Below are 13,335 nucleotides of genomic sequence, written 5' to 3'. Positions count from 1 at the left end.
GATTACTGTGCGAGCCACTTGTTGAAGCGTTCGGTCAACTCCTCATCATGGTCGGCCCAGAACTCGGAGGAGACGACAAAGGCGGTCTTCGTGTTCTCGGGCGCGGTCGGCAGATCGACGAGAATGTCCGCCGGAACCTTGGCAATGGCCGCTTTCAGGGTCGGGCCATAGGAGATATATTTGGACTGCTGCGCCATCACATCGGGATTGACGGTGAAGGCGACGAATTTGTCCGCCAGTTCCTTGTTCTTCGAGCCTTTCGGCTCGGCCCAGAGATTGAAGTCCATTCCCTGGCCGTCCCAGACGATCTTGAAATTCTTGCCGCTGTTCTTGACGGCATCGTAGATGCGGCCGTTCCATGCCGTGGTCATCACGACCTCACCATCGGCGAGAAGCTGCGGCGGCTGCGCACCGGCGGTCCACCAGACCTTCACGTCCTTCTTGATCGTGTCGAGCTTCTTGAAGGCGCGATCGACGCCCTCCGGCGTTCCGAGCACGTCGTAGACCTCGGCGGGTTTGACGCCGTCGGCAATCAGCGCGAATTCCAGCGTGGTCTTCGGCGATTTGCGCAAGGCGCGCGGCCCGGGGAATTTGGCGGTATCGAACAGATCGGCCATGGTTGTCGGCCCGCCGTTCGGGAACTTGGCGGCGTCGTAGGCATAGATGGTGCCGAAGACGATCGTCGCGACGGCGCAATCCATCGCTGCGCCATCGATGAAGGCGTCCTTGCCGCCGAGCTTCGAATAGTCGATGGTTTCGAGCCAGCCTTCGTCACAGCCTTGCAGCGCATGGCTGGGCTCGACGTCGACGACATCCCAGGTTACCTGGCCGGTCTCGACCATGCCCTTCAGCTTGGCCGTCGAGCCGTCCCATTCATCCTGAAGGATCTTGGTGCCGGTTTCCTTGGCGAAGGGCTTGAAAAAGGCCTCCTCCTGGCTCTTCGTATAGGCGCCGCCCCAGGATGTGACGGTCAGCGTATCTTCGGCAAACGCCGCTCCCGCGATTGCAAGAGTCATGACGGAACTGAGAAGCATGCAGTTGAAACGCATCATGGTGGTTCCCCTTTTTGTTGCTGCGTTTACGAAAGAATCAATACCCGGTCAGGAGAGCGCGAGTGCGCGGCAATCCTCCGGCGCCCAGCCGATGAGGGCATGCGAGCCTAGGCCCTGAACCGGAATGTCCTGGGCGGCGGCAACTTTGATAAAGATGTCGTCGCAGCCGCAGGCTGAGACGCGCAACCTCACATGATCGCCGTGATAGATGATTTCCTTGAGCGTGGCCGTGAACCGGTTTGCAATGTCGGCTGCGGGCACCAGCTGAATCCGCTCGGGCCTGAGAACCAGAGTTGCCCGTGCGCCTTGCTTCAATCCTTCTCCGGCACGGCCGGTGATGATCGAACCGTCGGGCGCGCGAATTCGGCAGACCGCATTGTCGATCGCGACGACCTCGCCCGATATCGCATTGTTCTCGCCGATAAAGGTTGCGACGAATGGGTTTGCAGGCGTCTCATAGAGTGCATGCGGCGGCGCGATCTGCTGCAGGATGCCGTCATTGAACACGCCGACACGATCCGACATGGTCAGTGCCTCGCTCTGGTCGTGGGTGACGTAGACGACATTGATGCCGAGGCGGGCATGCAGATGCTTGATCTCTAGCTGCATATGTTCGCGAAGCTGTTTGTCGAGCGCACCGAGCGGCTCGTCCATCAGCACCAGCTGCGGTTCGAAGACGAGAGCGCGGGCAAGCGCGATGCGTTGCTGCTGTCCACCCGAAAGCTGGTTGGGCCGACGCGTTTCGAAACTCGCCATGCGCACCATATCGAGCGCGCGGCGAACCCGTTCGCCAATCTCCGGCTTGCCGAGCCGGCGCATTTTCAGCGGAAAGGCGACGTTCTCGCCGACCGTCATATGCGGGAAGAGCGCGTAATTCTGGAAGACCACACCAATATTGCGGCGATGCGGCGGAACGCTGTCGATCCTGGTGTCGGCAAGGGTAATGCTTCCGCTGCTCGGAGCCTCAAAACCCGCCAGCATCATCAGTGTCGTGGTCTTGCCGGAGCCGGAGGGGCCGAGAAGGGTCAGAAACTCGCCCTTCGCAACATCGAGGTTCAGGCCGCGCACGACATAGCTGACGCCGTCATAGGATTTACGCACGCCTTCGAAAGCAATGAAGCGTTCGCTCATGAATTCCTCCTGTTTGCATCGGCCGGGTCCCTGCCTCTTTGTCTCGATGCCAGCCTATATTGTCTCGGTCTATTTCTGCTTGTCAAGCCACACAAATAATTTTGTATGGTGGTGGTTGTAGATCTCGAAAACACTGGAAAAGCGTGCTATGTGGCACAAAACGACTTTGAATCGCAGCACGGGTAGCCAATACGGTTCATGATGCACATGAAAATTGTATCCCCGTTACAGGAATTGTATGTCTGAGATATCGCAAGTAAACCGGACAAATCAGGAGCGGGAAGCGCGAATGCCGGCCTATCTGGAGCTTGCAAGCGAGCTCGAGGCGAGGATCCGCTCGGGCGCCTTGCCTCCGGGCAGCCAGTTGCCGCCACAACGTGACCTCGCACGGGAGCGGTCACTCAATGTCTCCACGGTCACGCGCGCCTACCGCGAATTGCAGAACCTCAATCTTGTGATGGGCAGCACCCGGCGCGGCACGATCGTCATCGGCGACGGCGCCATGCCGCGGGTCGACCGGGCGGCGAGCCCGGCCGGTATCATCGACCTGACGGTCAACCGGCCTGCCGTCGACGATTTTCAGCAGCGCCTCGCCCAGTCCCTGCCGGACCTTTCGTCGGACAAACGCTTCCGCCAGATGCAGGAGTACCAGCCGCCGGAAGGGCCTGCCTGGGCACGCCACGCGGCGAAGAAATGGATAGGGCTCAACGGCTTCGACCCGTCCGAGGATGATATCGTGGTCACCAGCGGTGCCCAGCATGCTCTTCTGGCTGTCATCAGCAGCCTGATAGAGCCCGGCGACACCATCGTCTGCGACCGGCTGACCTATTATGGCCTGATCGCGCTTGCCCAAATGTTCCGCTTCCGCATTATCGGCATTGGAAGTGATGATGAAGGCATGTCGGCGGCAGAACTGGACGACATCTGCAGCCGCGAGGCGGTGCGCGCCGTCTTCACGGTTCCCTCGATGCACAACCCGACGGTCGTCACCATGAGCGAGGCGCGCCGGCGGAAACTGGTCGAGGTGGCGGAAAAGCATGATCTCGTCATCATCGAGGACGATGTCTATGGGCCGATGCTCGGAACTCGCGCGAGCGCCCTGATCACGCTTGCGCCGGCGAGGACCTATCACATTTCCGCGCTCTCCAAGGCCTTGGCGCCGGGGCTGCGCGTTGGCTATCTGACCTGCCCGCCCGGCCGCGCGCTGCTCTCTGCCGAGGCGGTCCGCACGACCGCGTGGATGCCCTCTCCGCTGCCGCTGCTGCTGGCGACTCGCTGGCTGGAGGACGGTACGGCCGAAGCGATCCTGAAGGCTCAGCTTGCGGAACTGCGGGCGCGCCACGCGATCGTCACGACGATCCTTGCCGGCCATTCCTTCTCCGCCGATCCGCGCTGCATGTTTCTGTGGCTCAGACTGCCGGCGCCATGGCGATGCGAGGATTTTGCCGCCAATCTGCGCGCTCACGGCGTTGCGGTCATGGCCGCAACGGCCTTTGCCTGCGACCGCCAGCCGGTCGAACATGCCGTTCGCGTCAATGTCGGCTGCGCATCGTCGCGGGACGAACTGGCAACGGCCCTGCGCATCATCGCCGCCACACTGAACGATCGTCCCCGCGCTCTGGCCGGCTTGGTTTAGGCCATGCACACACCGCTCCCCGAGCTTTCACCCTTGCCCGACGCCGAACGGCGGCATGTGGCGGTGGTCGGCGCAGGGCTGGTTGGCCTCTGCTCGGCTCTCTGGCTGCAGAGGATGGGGCACCGGATCACGATCATTGATCCGGCGCCGCCATTGGGCGACGCGTCCTATCGGCAGGCCTGCTCCTATGGGAATGCCTGTACTTTTGCGCCGCACGGCGTCGTCCCCGTCGCGACACCAGGCGTCATCTGGCGCGTGCCGGGCATGCTGCTCAATCCGCTCGGTCCGCTGGCAATCGTCTGGAAATACCTGCCGCAACTGGTCCCGTGGCTACGTGCCTTCCTGGCATCGAGCACGAAGGCCGAGGTCGAGCGGATCGCCGCGACATTGGCGGTGCTGCTGTCTCATGCCGATGCCGCCTGGCAACCGCTTCTGATGCAGGCGGGCGCCGAACGGTTGAAGCGGCACGACGGCTGCCTTTATCTCTACAAGACCGAAGCGCAATTCCGAGCGGCCGATGCCGAGAACGATCTGCGTGAACGCCATGGCGTCGCCATGGATCGGTTGGACCAAGCCGATATCCGCAGCATCGAGCCCAATCTTGCACCGCTCTACCACAAGGGCGTGTTATTCCGTGACGCCTATGTGTTTTCCAGCCCCAAACAACTCGCCTTCGCGCTCGCCCAGGCTTTTTTATACGGCGGAGGAGACATCGTCTGCGGCGAGGTCGCGGCAATCGAACCGCGCAATGACGGCATCGGCCTCAGGATCGCGGGCGAGGCAATGCTTGCGGATCACGCCGTCGTCGCTGCCGGCGCCCATTCGCACAAGCTCATCGCATCGACAGGTGATCGCGTCCTGCTCGACGCCGAGCGCGGCTATCACGTCCTGTTCCCGCAGGCGGGTCATCTTTTGTCGCGCCCGGTCTGTTATCCCGAGCACGGCTTCTACATGGTGCCGATGGCGGACGGATTGCGCGCGGCCGGAACCGTCGAACTCGGCGGGCTTGCCGCTCCTTTGAACCCCAGGCGGACCGCGATGATCCGCAAAGGCGTGAATAAGCTCCTGCCGTCGGCCGGGGACGGGAGCGACGAGTGGCTGGGCTTTCGTCCATCCATGCCGGATTCACTTCCTGTCATCGGCAGCTCCTGCCGCATGCCACACGTCACCTATGCCTTCGGCCACGGCCATCTCGGCCTGACGCTGTCGGCCTTGACTGGTTATCTCGTGTCTCAGCTGGTTGCTGGACAGAGCCCGGCCATCGATCTGACGCGGTTGCGTCCCGATCGGTTTTGAGCCACCGAGAGCTCCAGCTGTCCGAAGGCTGATGTGATGAATATTGACAATATATGCTACGCTACCCATGGTAAGTAGGAATGAAAGGGTATGCCGATGGCGTCGGGTAGCATTCATGTCAAGGTCAGTGGGCAGTTGCAGGATCATATCCAGCAGCAGGTCGGTGACGACGGCCTCTATGAAAATGCCAGCGAGTATATTCGTGCTCTTATTCGCCGCGACTTGCACAGCCGTGATGAGGCGTGGGATACGCTGCAGAAGGAGCTTGCGCCAGCAATGCGGGCCGACGACAGCGAGTTTGTCGCCGTGTCGGCTGAAGACGTCATCCGCCGCAATAAACGTCGATAGCCATGGCGGCTTATCGATTTTATCCACGCGCTGACGCCGCGCAGGACAAGATTTGGCGCGATACATTTGAGGCGTGGGGAGAAAGGCAGGCGGACGCGTATATTCTCGGGCTGCATGCTTATTTGCAGCGCCTATGCGAGGATCGGCTGATCTGGCGGCAGCTCCCGCAACGACTGGTGGTGCCGGAAGACATCAAGCGTTCGGCCTATTTCGGCCGCTACGAGCATCACTATGTGTTCTTCCGTGAGCTTCAGAATAGTGATCTCGGTGTCATGAGCATTCTTCACGAGCGGATGAATCTGCCGGTTCGGCTTAAAGAGGACTTGGTGGCTCTCTTAAACAAACAACCGTGACGCGGCGTCGGTTGGTTTGCTCCTGCCTCGGAACGGGATGATTTTAGGCCGGGCGGCTTACGCCCGAAAACCGCTCACGCTTCGGGCCGCTATTTGTCTTTCCACGGATTGACGACCTGAAGGTCGATTCCCGCAAAATCGGAAACGTTGCGAGTCGCAAGCGAAGCGCCACGCGAAATGGCGATGGCGGCAATCTGGGCATCGAACTGGCTGATTGGCCGGCCCGCCTTGCGGCGGTCGGTGGCGATACTGGCATAGACGTTTGCAGCGTCGCGATCAAATGGCAAGACGCGGCCGCCAATATCCTCGCTGAATATCGGCAAAATCGCTGCCTCGAGATTGCGTCGGCGACGGCTCTCCGGAAGGAGGCGCAGTCCATAAAGGATCTCCGCCTCGGTGACGGTTGTCGTAAAGATCGACGTAGGATGCTGCGCGGCAAGCCAGCCGATCACTGCCGCATTCGGGACGGGCGTCAGCAGCTCCGAAATGACATTGGTATCAAGAACGATCATGCGGCGAAGTCCGGAGGCTCACGGATTGGCTCGCGGGGTGGAATGTCGAGTTCGATGCCGCCGATCGAAAGCAGACGCGCGCGAATCGCATCTGCGAGATTGCGCGCCACGGGCTCACTGGTCGCAAGCGCTGCTCGCAAAATATCCCGGGCTTCATCTTCCATGGAGCGGCCATGTGTTGCGGCGCGCATGCGCAGCCGCCGCTTAAGCCCGTCATCGAGATTGCGGATCGTCATGCTTGCCATCTCTTTCCTCCATTCATCAATGATCGCATATTAATCATTGATCGCAGATCTACAAGGTGGCGTAGTAGCGTTTGGAAAAGCGGGTGCGTGGCAAAAAATGAGTTAGAATGGCGCGTTTCGCCACTCTCAAAACCGATGCTCCGCTCCTTCGACCGGATTTGCCCAGACCGTCATACCAGGCGCAAACGGTGTCTCGCCTTCGGCGCGCACGACCATTTCGCCGAGCTCGGGGACGTCGAGGTAGAGGATCGCGTCGGCGCCCAACCGTTCGACATGCCGGATCTTTCCCTGCCACTGCCCGGCGCCTTCCGAAAGCCTGATATGTTCGGGACGGATACCGTAGGTCGTGCAGCGGAACCGCTGCGCCGTCTCGCCGCCATAGAGGTTCATCTTCGGGCTGCCTATAAAGCCGGCGACGAAGGGTGTCGCGGGGTTACGGTAGAGTTCCATCGGGCTGCCGACCTGCTCGACCACCCCGCCATTCAGGACGACGATCTTATCCGCCATCGTCATGGCTTCGACCTGGTCGTGGGTGACATAGATCATCGTCGATTTCAGGCGGGCGTGCAGATCTGATATCTCGAGGCGCATCTGGGCTCTGAGCGAAGCGTCGAGATTGGAGAGTGGCTCGTCGAATAGGAAGACCTTGGGATCGCGGATGATCGCCCGGCCGATGGCAACGCGCTGCCTCTGGCCGCCGGAGAGGGCTTTTGGCTTTCTCTCCAAGAACTGGGTGAGTTGCAGCGTTTCAGCTGTCGCCGCGACCTTGGCGGCAATTTCCGCCTTCGGGCGGCGAGCGAGTGAAAGGCCGAAGCCGATATTTTCGGCGACGGTCATATGCGGATAGAGCGCGTAGCTCTGGAACACCATGGCAATGCCGCGCTCGGAGGGTTCGGCATAGGTTACGTCCTTGCCGCCGATGGTCAGCATGCCCGAGGTCGTGTCCTCCAGGCCGGCGATGATGCGTAGCAGCGTCGACTTTCCGCATCCCGACGGGCCGACGAAAACGACGAATTCGCCGGAGGCAACCTCGAGATCGACCCCTTTGATGACTTCGAGGGCGCCAAAGCTCTTGCGAACCTGTTTGAGAGTGAGCTCAGCCATTTGCTACCCCTTTACGCCGCCAGCCGTCATGCCCGCGACGATCTGCCGGTTGAAGAAGATGAAGACGATCAGCGGCGGGATCGTCACGAGGAGGATGTTCATGAAAAGCAGATTGTACTGACTCGTGTACATGCTTTGGAAATTGTAGAGCGTCAGCTGCACCGTCACGTTCTCCTTGCCGGGAAGGTAATAGAGCGGATTGGTGAAATCGTTGAAGATCGCAATCGACTGCACGACGATATTGGTGACCGTCACCGGCTTCAGAAGCGGCAGGATCACTCTGAAGAAGATCTGCCGGGGCTTGGCACCGTCGATCAGCGCCGCCTCGTCGAGATCGCGCGGTATGGTCGAGATGAACGACCGGTAGAGCAATATCGAAAAGGAGAGATTATAGGCGACCTGGATCAGGATCATCCCGGTCATGGTCTTGAAGAGGCCAATCTCCTGTAGCAGGCCGATTGTCGGAACGACGGCCGGCGGCATCATCAGACCCATGAAAAGCGCGACCGATGCGACCTTGTTCCAGGCGGTTTTGCGGCGTTGCATGACATATCCAACCATTGCCGAAAGCAGGATCAGGATCGTGACCGAGGCGACCGTGATCAGGGTGGAGTTGAAATAGGCGAGCACGAGCTGGTAGTCGCGCGCCTTGAAGACAGCCATCAGATTATCCCAGAACAGCCAATGCTCGGGCAATTCGAAATCGAGCCGGGACGCTTCGGATTTCGACTTGACCGCCTGCAGAGCGACGAAAACGAATGGCATGACGAAGATGACGGCCGCCACCGCAAGGGCTATCGCGCCGGTTACATAAGGGCGGAGGCTTCTCATTCAACGACCTCGCGCCGGTTGAACCATAGGGTGAACGGCAGGATGATGGCGGCGATCAGCGCAAACAGGATGACGTTTCCGGCCGTCGACAGACCATAGAAGCCCGCTTGGTACTGCTTGTAGATCACCGAGGCGATCACATCGGAGGAGAAACCAGGCCCGCCGCGGGTCATGGCCCATATCAGATCGAAGGATCGAAGCCCGCCGATCAGCGACAGCGTCACGACAATGACGGTGGCAGGACGCACGAGCGGCAGGGTGATCCGGAAAAATTGCTGGAGACGCGTGGCGCCGTCAATTCTCGCGGCCTCGTAATAATCGGGGCTGATCGCAGCAAGCCCGGCGATGAAGATCAGCGTGGCGAGGCCGACACCCTTCCAGACATCGACCAGGGCCACCGAAAAAAGCGCGAGCGCCGGATTGGTGAGCCATCCAGGTCCCGGCATGCCGAGCGTCTCGAGCATGACATTGATGATGCCCTTGGTCGGATGCATCATCACCGTGAAGGTGATGCCGATGCCGATCGTCGAGACCAGGACGGGGAAGAACACCAGCGTGCGCAGGAAGCCGCGGGCGAAGATATTGCTGGTGAGCAACACGGCCAGCAGCAGACCGCAGACCGTCTTCAGGCCGGATGTCGTTACGGCATAGATCAGCGTGTTGACCAGCCCCTTGACCAGGAACGGTTCGGAAAAGAACTGCTGGAAGTTTTCGAGCCCGATGAATTCGGCCGTCGAAAGATCCCAGCGCGTCAGGCTGAACCAGAGAGACGATATCGTCGGAAACAGAAACAGCACGCCGTAGATGATCGCGGCGGGAATGAAAAACCACAGCGGGTAGGGCGATTTGCGCGAGCGGGGGCGTGTCTCGGTCATATCTATCTCTTCGATCGGGTGGAACCTCGCTCCATCAGGAGCGAGGATAACTGGCCCGAAAGACCGCTACCAGTTGGGCAGGCCGAGCTGTTTGGCCTGCTTGCGCACATCGTCGTCATAGAGTTTCGCTGCGTCGGCGGGCTGGCGGATACCCGACCCGACTTCGACGGTGATCTGCTCGAGCGAAGGCCCCTTGATCGGCGACACGAATTCCAGCGCCGGGGTCGTCTTGTCCTTGGCTTCGAAATAGGGGAGCATGTCCTTGATTGCAGGCGGTACGTCGGCCGGCAGGTCGCAGCCATCGATCAGCGAAGGCCCCTGAACGGCGTTGGTTTCCACCATGATCTTGCAGGCCTCGACGCTTCCGGCGAAATCCACGAATTTACGTGCTTCCTCGGCGTGCTGGCTGGTCACGGGAATGTAAAGGGCCGGCGGCATCCAGACCGTCAGGCCATTGGTCGCCGCCTCGTCGGCCGGCTGCGCGAAGAAGCCGACGTCGGCGAGGTTCTCGGGATAATTCTGCTTGAGCGCGCCGACGGCAAAGCTCAGCATTGGATAATGCGCCGCCTCGCCGGTCGCCACCATTCTGAGCCCGTCGTCGTAGCTCGCTGCGCCGAAGTCCTCGTTCATCAGGCCGGCGTCGTGAACTTCCTTCAGCCGTTCGAAGCCTTTCATCGCTGCAGGCGTCTCGGCATATTTCGCCTTATTGGCGGTATAGTCGGCGGCGAAATTCGGAACGGCGGCATGCAGGTTGTAATAATCGGCCAGGACGAACAACTGCGAGGTCCATGTGTCGCGATAGGTTTGCGCCACGGCGACCTTGCCTGATGTCTTGACCTTGGCGTTGTTCGCCATGAACTCCGCCCATGTCTTTGGAACCGAGAGGCCGAGGTCCTGATAGATTTTTCTGTTGTAGAGGATCCCGCCCGCCATCGCCGTGCCGAAGGGAACGCCGTAGACCTTGCCATCGGCGCGGACCACCGACTTGAAACCTTCGTCCACCTTCGCCTGCGACGACAGGCCGCTCAGATCGACAAGCGTCTGCGCGGGCTTCAGCGCCTGTAAGAGCGAACCGGAATTGTAAAGGAACACATCGGACATTTCCTTCGTCGCCAGGCGCGTCTTGATGATGTTGTCACCCTCGCCGCCGCCTGCTCGCTGCTCGATCTCGATCGTCACGTCGGGCGCCTTGGCTTGGTAAGCGGCAACCAATGCCTCGGCGGCGGCGACCGTGTCGGGGTTGTTGTCGATCAGGAAGGATAGCGTGACTTCCGCATGCGACGGACTGGCCGCGGCCAAGGCCAGAAACGCGGATGCGCCCGCGAGAATGCGCTTTATCGAATGTGTCATGACGTTCCTCCTCTGAACGATGTGACGTGTATTCTCTTCAAGAATTGGCTAGAGAAAAGAACAGCTGGTGCGTTCCCGCGGGAAGAACGGCTTCCTCGGCGACAGGCTCTCCGTTGAGCAACGGGTTCTGGTGCCGCCGTCCGGGCCGGAACCGACCGGTGCATCCCTCCGGAAGCGTCAGCACATAGGTGACGTCGTTGCCGGTGCAATGCCAGCCGGCCTCGATGCGGCCCTGGCTCACGTCATGATGGGCTGAAACCGGCGAAAGGGACGGAATCGGCGCGGGATCGACGACCACCTCGGCAAATCCCGGCGCATTCGGGCTCGGCGAAATTCCGGCGACGCATTCGAACAGCCATTGGCAGACGGCGCCATAGGCGTAGTGGTTGTAGCTGTTCATGTCGGGCTCGTAGATGGTGCCGTCGGGCGCCATCGAATCCCAACGCTCCCAGATCGTCGTCGCCCCCTTCGAGACCTGATAAAGCCAACCCGGCACATCCTCCTGCAGGAAGACCTTTTCGGCGAGATCGTCCATTCCGAGCTTCGTCAGCGCCGGCAGCAGGGCTGGCGTGCCGATAAAACCGGTGCCGATCTTGTAGTCGGCGTCGATGATCACCTGCCGGAAATGCTGCCGGGCGGCCTCATCATGCTCGGCCGGTATCAGGTCGTGGAGGAAGGCCAGCGCATAGGATGTCTGGTCGTTATGGGCCAGCCGGCCGGCCGGGGTAATGAACTCGTTGGCGAATGTCTGCCGGATCTCGCCGGCGCGCCGCTTCATCTGATCTTCAAGCTCGTGTTCGCCGAGAACGGCGGCAATCCTGGCCAGAAGGTCGGTCGAGATGAAGTGATAAAGTGTGGCCGCGCAATCGTCGGCGATTGTCGGTCGCGGTTTGCGGTTGTCGCCGACCGGTTGCAGCCAATCGCCGAAGGTAAAGCCGCGGTCGCCCCAGCGGGATGGAGGGCGCACCAGCGGCCCATCCGAGATCGACCAGACGAAATCGACCCAGCGGACCATGGAATCTAGGCACTCGGCCAGGACGGCCCGATCGCCGTAATGGGTATAGAGGACCCAGGGGATGACGACGATCGCATCGCCCCAGCCGGTCGAGCCGGCATAGCCCGGGAAATCAGCGGGATGCAGACGGGTCGGATCCGGCGAAAAATGCGAGACGGCGCCGTCCTCGCGCTGGTCGGCCATCACATCGCGCAGATACTTCCGGAGGAAAGACTGACTGTCGCTCAGCCAGCATGCGGTTGCGGCAAACACCTGGGCGTCGCCGGTCCAGCCCAGGCGTTCGTCGCGCTGCGGGCAATCTGTGGGTACTTCGACGAAATTGGCGCGCTGTGACCAGATGGTATTCTCAACGAGGCGATTGACGAGCGCATTGCCCGAGGTGAAACCGCCGGCCGGCTCAGGCACCGACGAGATCGGGATGGAGGCGATTGCGACAACCTTAGCATCGCCCTTGATTGTCACTCTGGCATAACGGAAGCCGTGGAAGGTGAAATGCGGCGCATAGGTTTCGTCGCCGTCGCCGCGCAGCGTATAGGCGGTCTGCGCCACGGCCGTGCGATAATTGCGATTGTCGAAATGGCGATCGGGACCGAGCACTTCCGAATGCTCCACCCGCACTTCGGCGCCGGCAGCTCCCCGGACCGTATACCTGATATAACCACCGACATTCTGGCCGAAATCGTAGACGGTCCTGCCATCGTCGTCGGTCCAGCTTTCAACAGGGGCGAGCGGTTGCAATTCCCGCACTGCCGCAGTTTCATGTGCGACGAGCAGGCCGTTGTCGAATGGCAATCTCTCGGTGCCATGGGTCTCGACGCGGTTTTCCGCGCGGGCATCGTAGATCTCGCCGAAATAGATTCCCGATTTCAAGATCGGCAGAACGCCGCTGCGCCACGTGGTGTCGGTGCAAAGAACGGTGCCGCCCGGTCCGAGCAGATCGGCAATGGCGCCGATCCTGTCACCCCAGGTGTTCGGGATCGCTTTGGCGCCCCACATCAAAGGTGACCGGTACCATCCGTCGGCAAGCCAGATTTCGATGCGGTTCGGGCCCGACTTGAGCAGGTGCGAGACATCGTATCGCTGATAGGCAATGCGATCGTCGTAGTTCGTCCAGCCTGGCGTCAACAGATCGTCGCCGACGCGGGCGCCGTTGATGAAGCAGCGGTAAAGGCCAAGTGCGGAGATGAACAGTTCGACCGGAAGCCCGGCGCCATCATGTTCGAAGGTTTTGCAGACGAAGCTCGCGGCGGTTCCCTGACCGCCATCCGAGAGCGGCGCGATCATCTCTCCCGACCAGGCGCGCGAAACGAGATTGCCGCTGATGGCTGCCGGCTGAAAGTTCATCAAATGCTCCCAATGAAGTGTAGAACGTTCTCCATATAACGTTCTACATTTTTTTAGGAAGTGCAATAGAAATTTCGTTGCCGGTCTCAGGCCTCGCGCGCCGTGTTCGATGTGCCCGTGCCTGACGACCTCGCCGTCATCAGCCTTCGGCCTTGTCAATCTCGCCAGCATCGATCAGCCGGGCAGGGAACTCGGCCAGGTTGCCACCGGGCCTAGGCTTACTCACAGTGGCGCAAGAGACCT

The 13,335-nt window shown here is 60.7% G+C and carries 13 protein-coding genes; 4 read left to right on the top strand and 9 right to left on the bottom strand.

Translation table 11 applies throughout. The features are described from left to right. Positions 1–2: 2 nt before the first annotated feature. Complete coding sequence (locus RCCGE510_RS25895; RefSeq protein ID WP_007634910.1) at positions 3–1,052, bottom strand: ABC transporter substrate-binding protein; 1,050 nt, start codon at positions 1,050–1,052, stop codon at positions 3–5. A gap of 48 nt (positions 1,053–1,100) precedes the next feature. Next, positions 1,101–2,183: an ABC transporter ATP-binding protein gene (locus RCCGE510_RS25890; RefSeq protein WP_007634908.1), complete on the bottom strand. Its 1,083-nt coding sequence runs from the start codon at positions 2,181–2,183 to the stop codon at positions 1,101–1,103. Positions 2,184–2,421: 238 nt separating this feature from the next. Between RCCGE510_RS25890 and RCCGE510_RS25885 the strand changes: the two genes are divergently transcribed. The 4 genes from RCCGE510_RS25885 to RCCGE510_RS25870 all read left to right on the top strand — a co-directional run bounded on the left by RCCGE510_RS25885 (position 2,422) and on the right by RCCGE510_RS25870 (position 5,816). Further along, positions 2,422–3,819: a PLP-dependent aminotransferase family protein gene (locus tag RCCGE510_RS25885; RefSeq protein WP_037079711.1), complete on the top strand. Its 1,398-nt coding sequence runs from the start codon at positions 2,422–2,424 to the stop codon at positions 3,817–3,819. A gap of 3 nt (positions 3,820–3,822) precedes the next feature. After that, a complete protein-coding gene (locus tag RCCGE510_RS25880) occupies positions 3,823–5,115 on the top strand; it encodes an FAD-dependent oxidoreductase (protein ID WP_052029497.1) in 1,293 nt (430 codons plus the stop codon). Between the two features lie 96 nt (positions 5,116–5,211). Then, on the top strand, positions 5,212–5,463 hold the full coding sequence (locus RCCGE510_RS25875) for a transcriptional regulator (protein WP_037079950.1): 252 nt from the start codon (positions 5,212–5,214) through the stop codon (positions 5,461–5,463). A 2-nt stretch (positions 5,464–5,465) separates the two neighbouring features. Next, entirely contained in the window at positions 5,466–5,816 is a 351-nt protein-coding gene (locus tag RCCGE510_RS25870; RefSeq protein WP_007634900.1) for a type II toxin-antitoxin system RelE/ParE family toxin, read from the top strand. Positions 5,817–5,905: 89 nt separating this feature from the next. Here RCCGE510_RS25870 and RCCGE510_RS25865 read toward each other — a convergent pair whose 3' ends face one another. From RCCGE510_RS25865 to RCCGE510_RS25835, 7 genes are all read right to left on the bottom strand, one after another. Then, positions 5,906–6,328 (bottom strand): type II toxin-antitoxin system VapC family toxin, encoded by a 423-nt coding sequence (locus RCCGE510_RS25865; RefSeq protein WP_007634899.1) that lies wholly within the window; start codon positions 6,326–6,328, stop codon positions 5,906–5,908. Continuing rightward, the gene (locus RCCGE510_RS25860; protein ID WP_007634897.1) at positions 6,325–6,573 is read right to left on the bottom strand and encodes a hypothetical protein; all 249 of its coding nucleotides are present in this window, start codon (positions 6,571–6,573) and stop codon (positions 6,325–6,327) included. The genes RCCGE510_RS25865 and RCCGE510_RS25860 overlap by 4 nt, the downstream gene beginning before the upstream one ends. 126 nt (positions 6,574–6,699) lie before the next feature. Next, positions 6,700–7,677 (bottom strand): sn-glycerol-3-phosphate ABC transporter ATP-binding protein UgpC, encoded by a 978-nt coding sequence (gene ugpC / locus RCCGE510_RS25855; protein ID WP_007634895.1) that lies wholly within the window; start codon positions 7,675–7,677, stop codon positions 6,700–6,702. 3 nt (positions 7,678–7,680) lie between these two features. Continuing rightward, positions 7,681–8,508: a carbohydrate ABC transporter permease gene (locus tag RCCGE510_RS25850; protein ID WP_007634893.1), complete on the bottom strand. Its 828-nt coding sequence runs from the start codon at positions 8,506–8,508 to the stop codon at positions 7,681–7,683. Continuing rightward, positions 8,505–9,383, bottom strand: coding sequence for a sugar ABC transporter permease (locus tag RCCGE510_RS25845; RefSeq protein ID WP_007634891.1), 879 nt, complete (start codon positions 9,381–9,383; stop codon positions 8,505–8,507). Before RCCGE510_RS25845 ends, RCCGE510_RS25850 begins: the two co-directional genes overlap by 4 nt. Positions 9,384–9,449: 66 nt before the next feature. Then, a complete protein-coding gene (locus RCCGE510_RS25840; protein WP_007634889.1) occupies positions 9,450–10,733 on the bottom strand; it encodes an extracellular solute-binding protein in 1,284 nt (427 codons plus the stop codon). Positions 10,734–10,770: 37 nt separating this feature from the next. Beyond that, the gene (locus RCCGE510_RS25835; protein WP_007634887.1) at positions 10,771–13,092 is read right to left on the bottom strand and encodes an alpha-L-rhamnosidase; all 2,322 of its coding nucleotides are present in this window, start codon (positions 13,090–13,092) and stop codon (positions 10,771–10,773) included. Positions 13,093–13,335 lie beyond the last annotated feature (243 nt).

Origin of the sequence: Rhizobium sp. CCGE 510 (genome assembly GCF_000292525.1) — a bacterium.
Classification (GTDB): Bacteria; Pseudomonadota; Alphaproteobacteria; order Rhizobiales; family Rhizobiaceae; genus Rhizobium.
The sequence above is the reverse complement of the archived record's forward strand: the minus strand, read 5'-3'. Positions and strand labels throughout refer to the sequence as shown.